Source organism: Avibacterium endocarditidis, assembly GCF_002921145.1.
GTDB classification, from domain to species: domain Bacteria; phylum Pseudomonadota; class Gammaproteobacteria; order Enterobacterales; family Pasteurellaceae; genus Avibacterium; species Avibacterium endocarditidis.
Genome location: NZ_PQVI01000084.1, coordinates 1 through 6,744 on the forward strand (window position 1 = coordinate 1; position 6,744 = coordinate 6,744).

At 40.6% G+C, this 6,744-nt stretch carries 4 protein-coding genes; all 4 read left to right on the forward strand.

Translation table 11 applies throughout. The features are described 5' to 3' along the window. On the forward strand, positions 1–2,536 hold a 2,536-nt coding region (locus C3Z13_RS06605), incomplete at its 5' end, for a filamentous hemagglutinin N-terminal domain-containing protein (protein ID WP_146256879.1). A gap of 44 nt (positions 2,537–2,580) precedes the next feature. Next, positions 2,581–2,952: a hypothetical protein gene (locus C3Z13_RS06610; protein WP_103855400.1), complete on the forward strand. Its 372-nt coding sequence runs from the start codon at positions 2,581–2,583 to the stop codon at positions 2,950–2,952. Between the two features lie 107 nt (positions 2,953–3,059). Next, positions 3,060–3,737, forward strand: coding sequence for a hypothetical protein (locus C3Z13_RS06615; RefSeq protein WP_103855401.1), 678 nt, complete (start codon positions 3,060–3,062; stop codon positions 3,735–3,737). Between the two features lie 328 nt (positions 3,738–4,065). Continuing rightward, on the forward strand, positions 4,066–6,744 hold a 2,679-nt coding region (locus tag C3Z13_RS06620), incomplete at its 3' end, for a hemagglutinin repeat-containing protein (RefSeq protein WP_181022024.1).

Here is a 6,744-nt window from a genome sequence, read left to right on the forward strand (position 1 = left end):
AAGTGCGGTTGGTTTTTTACCGATTTTTGCCACCTTAAAACCGCTCACTTTCCGTTTATTCTGTGCTTTGGGTTTTGTTTTTTCCTTCTCTGCATTTGCAGAAACCTTAATCATCAAAGCCGATCCTAATGCACCTAAAAATCAGCAACCCATTATCCTTCAAACTGCTAATGGATTGCCACAAGTCAATATTCAAACACCCAATGATAAAGGGCTTTCCCATAATAAATACCAGGATTTTAATGTAGATAAAAAAGGGGCAATTCTTAATAACAGCCACAAGACCACTCAAACTCAACAAGCTGGATTAATACAAGGCAATCCCTATCTTGCACGTGGTGAAGCCAAAGTCATTCTCAATGAAGTCACCTCTACAAATCCAACCCAACTGAAGGGGTATCTTGAAGTGGCAGGGAAAAAAGCCGAAGTAATTATCGCCAACCCAAATGGGCTGCACTGTGATGGCTGTGGCACGATTAACGCCACCCGTTCCACAATGACCACAGGCAAACCACTGATTGAAGAGGGACGTGTAACAGGCTTTCAGGTCGAAAAAGGCAAAATGAAAGTCAGCGGTCGGGGTTTAGATAACAGCCGTGTAGATTATACGGATATCCTTGCTCGAGAAGCAGAAATCAATGCAGGCATTTGGGCAGGCAAAAAGCTCAATGTGGTTACAGGGAAAAATACCGTCAAACAAGCGGATCTTGCCAATACCGACAGTGAACTACAAATTACCCGTATTGACAGCCAAAATCTCAGTGAAAATACACCGCACTTTGCCTTAGATGTGAGTGAACTTGGCGGTATGTATGCAGGAAAAATTCATCTTGTTGGTACTGAGCAAGGATTAGGCGTGCGTAATACAGGGCATATTGGGGCGAGTGCGGAGAATTTAGTGATTGACTCACAAGGGAAAATTGTCAATAAAGGGATACTCAGCGCCGCTCAACAACTCAGTGCCAAAAGTCAACTCGATATTGAAAATACGGGGCGTATTGAAACAAAAACGCAAAATATTGAATTACATTCAAATACGGGTATCAAACAAAATGGGCAACTTATTGCTCGCCAAGGTGCTATCAACGCAAAAACAAAGAATACCTTAAGCCAAACGGGGACAACCTTAGCACGAGGAAACATTCATTACCAAGCCGCTAACATTAACGCAACGCTAGAGTCACTTATTGCTGCCGGTGTGATCACCACGAATGCGGAGAATAAGGAAACCCACCAATTAGCCTCACAATCTGCACAAGAGGCAACCATTGATATTCAATCGGAAAATATCGCTCAACTGGCAGGGCAACAGGCTGCCTCAGGTAAATTTAATGTATCGGCTCAAGTAATTAATTTAGATCACAGCAGAAATAATGCTTATGGGATTTCTCTCCACGCTAATAATGGTGATGTCACGGCTAACTATAGCCAATTAAGTGCAGTGGAGAATTTAACCATTTTTACGCCACAAACCCTTTCCACCCAACATAGTCAACTGACTGCACAGCGTATTCAAACAACGCAAAAAGATTTAAATATGCAGAATGCACAATGGCAGCAGCTTGGCACGGAGCATTTTCGCTTAAATGCCAATACGATTTCCCATCAAGGTGGCACCTTAAGTGTGGGAGGAAATTTTACCCTTGACGCTGAGAACGTGGATAATACGGCTGGCCGTTTTATTTCGGGTAAGCAATTTACGCTTCGTGTTAAAAATCAATTTAATTCTACACAAGGCTTAGTTTTTTCTGGCGACAATTTGAGCATAGAAAGTGGCAACTTAATCAATGATAATGGCGTAATTCAAAGCATTGGTAATGCCGCTATCAATACAAAAAATAGCAAAATCTCCAATAAAAATACCCTTACCGATGATAATAGCAAAGGAATTATTGCGTTAGGTGATTTATCTATTAACAGCCATCAGATCGATAATAGCAGTGGTTTTATCGGCACAGAGAAAAAGCTGAACGTAAATACAAATCCGTTAAATAATGCGAAAGGCACAATAATCGGATCTGAGACAAGCCTCAATACTGGTAATCTCAATAATGAGAATGGCACAATTTTGGCGAACAAAACGCTGACAGTAGTCTCAAATATGATCAACAATGTTTTGGGTGCATTAGGTAGCCAAGGTACATTATCGCTTGATACTCAGCAGGCTTCTCTCAACAACCAGCAAGGACAAATTTTTGCTAAGCGAGCAGCGTTAAAGACAGGTGAAATAAATAATCAACAAGGTTTATTACGCGGTGATGAAGCACTTACATTGAATACCCATTCTTCACTATTAGATAACCGTTTTACTCAACGCACCAATCAAGGCATTATTGGATTAGGCGAAGTGTTGCTAGACCAAGTCTCTCAATTAAATAATACTGAAGGGCGTATCGCAACAGGGCAAAATTTAACGGTCAATGCCCAATCACTCCTTAATACCAAAGGAAATATCAACGGGCAACAGAATACGATAATTCAGGCTGCACAAGTTGATAATAAAGAAGGCACAATCTGGGTGGGAATGTCAGTGTAGCTGCAACAGAAGTTGATAATCGAACCTTATCTGCTCAAGGCTCCTTGATTGGTGCGGATAATCAATTAACTGTGAATGCTCAACAACTCCATAATCAACAAACCAAAGCCACACAAACAACACCGACACAGGGGCTGCAAGGAAAACAGCTTCAACTCAATATTTCACAATTAAATAATCAGAATGGAGGGATTTATGCCACTGAAAATCTTTCTGCACGGGTTGAACAAATACTCAATAATCAACGCGGTGAAATTTTGGGTGGGAATACGGTTTCGATTTTATCCCCGCAACACCAACTGGTTATTGATAATCAAGATGGGCTGCTGGAGGCTGGGAGACAGTTCAATATAACAGCAAAACCTTACTTAATGAAGGAACCATTAAAACAGCTGGGAATGCAGTTATCCAATTAACAGATGATTTTACCTTAAATCACGCATTTCAAATTGGGAATAATCTCACCTTTAGCGCAGCGGGGAGCTTTGTCAATAATTCCCCTTTAATTGTCGGCAACCAAGCAATGTTTACAGCCAAAAATCTCCTGAACAATAAAGAGGCTGAGATTTCATCAAAACGGACATTAATTAATACCAATACAGTGACAAACTATGGGCTCATTGATGGTACTGAAAATATAATTAAAACGGGGATATTGAATAATCTAGGTACGGGTAAAATTTATGGTAATCACCTCGCTATTCAAGCTGAACAATTAAATAATTTAAATGAGGGTGATAAATCAGCAACGATAGCCGCTCGAGAAAAGCTCGATCTCGGTATCCATACTTTAGTGAATAAAGATCATAGTCTCATATTAAGCCTTGGAAATTTATCTATTGGTGGTGAGCTTGATGAGCATAATCAAGCAACGGGCAAAGCGACCTTAATCGACAATGGTAGTGCAACGATTGAAGCCCTAGGTGATGGGGATATTCGTACTGAAAAACTCTTTAACCACGATTTACATATTAAAACAGGTATTCAAACAGAGAAAGAATATTTTGAAGAACACGCTTTAGGAAATAGTAGTACTCGCTATCGAGGCAATACAAATGGGAAAATTTATGATGGCGTATATTATGTTAATAATGGAAGCAGAGATCAACATTCCTACTTTCGTCTAAATAACGGTAAAAAGTATCGGGTTTTGGTTGGTATTCTTGGTGGTATAACCGTACAACAGAAACAACAACACTAGAAGATAGCGATCCCGCTAAAATTCTGATTGGTGGATCATTACACTTATCTGGTCAACACCTTCATAATCAATACAGTCAATTATTAATTGGCGATCGTTTATCCCTTGATGATAAAGTTATTACCCAAAATCTACGTGATAACCTATCTTCTGACACATCAACCCTTATTAATGAAGATTTAATTGGCAATATCGATCGTAATGATAGTGGGACTTATCGTATTGAATACCGTATCAGAAAGAAAAAGGAAAACGACGTTACTATCATTACCATCGTAATGGTCTAAAGTATGAAGATGTTCACCCGACAGAACATTTCAATTTCAACTTGGTATTAAACGAAATTGGTTCCCCGGTTAATGGCACTGGCGTAAACATCGCTTCTCAGGCAGAAAGTGCGAACATTGCATTAAAAAATGTATCAACAACAGCACAGAATGAAATTATTTCTGGTCAGGTTGTTGCCCACTACCCAGAACAATTAGGAAATGACCGAATACCAACCATTAAAACCCATTTAGTGGATATTCGTCTTCCACAAGCAAGCCTTTATCAAATCAACCCTGATGCCCCTAATGGCTATTTAGTGGAAACCGATCCTCGTTTTATTGACCGTAAACAATGGCTTGGCTCTGACTATATGTTTAACGCATTGCGTTACGATCACGAAAATGTACAGAAACGATTAGGTGATGGTTATTATGAACAACGCTTGATAAACGAACAAATTCATCAACTTACGGGGCGTCGTTTCCTCGATAATTACAGTTCTGACATCGAACAATATAAAGCGTTAATGGATAGTGGTATCCATTATGCGAAGAAATTTAACCTGAGTTTAGGCATAGGTTTAACGGCTGAACAAATGGCAGAGCTAACCTCAGATATGGTGTGGTTTGTGAATAAAGAAATCACTCTACCAAGTGGCAAGAAACTGACTGTTCTCACCCCACAAGTTTACCTTGTTTCCCGTAACCTTGATGTGAGTTCACAAGGGGCGTTAATTTCAGCAAGAGAAATTGTAGGAAGCCTCAATGGCGATATCACTAACACAGGAACCATTGCCGGGCGAAATCTAACCGCACTTTCAGCCCAAAATCTCAATAACCAAGGGCTTGTTTTGGGGGATTCCGTTAATTTACTTGCGGAGCAAAAATTAGTCAACCTTGGCGGTAAAATTGAAGCATTAAGTCGTGCTACATTAGTTGGCAAAACAGGCGTTGAAATCGCAAGTACAACAAGTAGCCGAGCTTATCAAGATGACTTTGGTAATGAATTTAACCGCACTAATTTAGATAATCTCGCCAGCATTAATGTCAAAGATAAAACTGGAAAATTGACCATTTACAGCCCACAAGGCGTTACCACTAAAGGTGCTGTACTCAATAGTGCAGGTGAAATGCTTGTTCAAGCCAAACAGATTGATATTGGTACGATTAATATACAAAATAAAACGGATTACAATGCGGATGCGGATAATTACTATCGTCTAAATCAACAACAAGAAGTCGGCTCCCAACTGAATGGAGGAGGCAATATCACCCTTGTGAGTGAGCAAGGCACTGTCGTTCGCCAAGGAGAAATCCATAGCGAAAATGGTGATGTTAATCTTTCTTCAAATGGTGATATTCGCATTGAAGAAGGACGCAATAAAGAGCAACTTTCTTCGAGCTCAAAAGGGACAACAAGTGGATTCTTAAGCAAAACCACCATTATCCGTAAACACGCACACAATAATGATTTAGCCAAAAGCTCAATCATTGATGGCAAAAATGTTACCTTTAATACAAATAAGGGAAATCTCACTATACAGGGTTCTTCTGTTGTAGCGGAAAATAATCTTATTGCCAAAGCCAAGAACATAAGGATTCAAGAAGCTGAAAACCGTATTTATTCAGAAGATTTTTATAGTAAACAAAAATCAGGGCTAATGGGCTCGGGCGGTGGCGTTGGTTTTACCGTAGGAAGCAAAAAAGACACCACAGAAAATGATCAAACTAAATATTACGCTACAGGCAGCCAAGTAGGCAGCCTAAAAGGGAATACTACCCTACTTGCTCAAGACCATTACCAACAACAAGGCAGTACGGTTTCTTCTGTTGAAGGTGATGTGAATATCGGTGCGAAAAAAGTCGATATTTTGGCAACCGATGACAAATACGAAAGCCATTATAAACACACCATGGAACAAAAAGGCTTCACCATTGCGGTAAATATTCCTGTGGTGCAAGCGGTGCAAAATGCCCTTGCTGTAGCGGAACAAGCTAAACAAATGGGCGAAAGCAAACATAGCCGTGTTAATGCAATGGCAGCAGCGAACACTGCGTGGGGTGCATATCGAGCAGGTGAGGGTTTAATGAAAGCCAGTGAAACCTTAAGCCAAATGGCGAATGGTAATCTAGCTCAAGGAGCGATGAATGCCAGTGTGTCTATTACTTATGGCGAACAAAAAAATGTGCAAACCACCGATACTCAAGGCAACACTGCCACAAACAGTGCAATTAACGCAGGAGGAAAAGTAATCATTACCGCTACAGGGGCAGGCAAGGCGTCAGATATTAACATTGTAGGCTCTGATGTCTCAGGCAAACAAGGCACAATCTTACAAGCGGATGATGAAATCAATTTACTGGCTGTCAAACAAACCCACCAAGAACGCAGCAAAAATAAATCTAGTGGGTTTAATGCGGGTGTGGCAGTGAGTTATGGCTCTGATGGTTTTGCTTTTGGGATTACCGCAGGCGGCAACTACGGCAAAGGCTATGGCAATGGCGATGAAACCACTTGGCGAACAAGTCATATTGGCGATAAAGGTAGCCACACCATTATTCAAAGCGGTGGCGACACCAATATCAAAGGCGCTCAAGTGCGAGGCAACGGCATCATGGTTGATGCGGAAAACCTTAACATTGAAAGCCTGCAAGATACCATGACCTATAAAGGCAAACAAATGAATGTGAGCGGTCAAGTAACCGTTGGTTACGGCTTCTCAGGCTCAGCGAGTTTC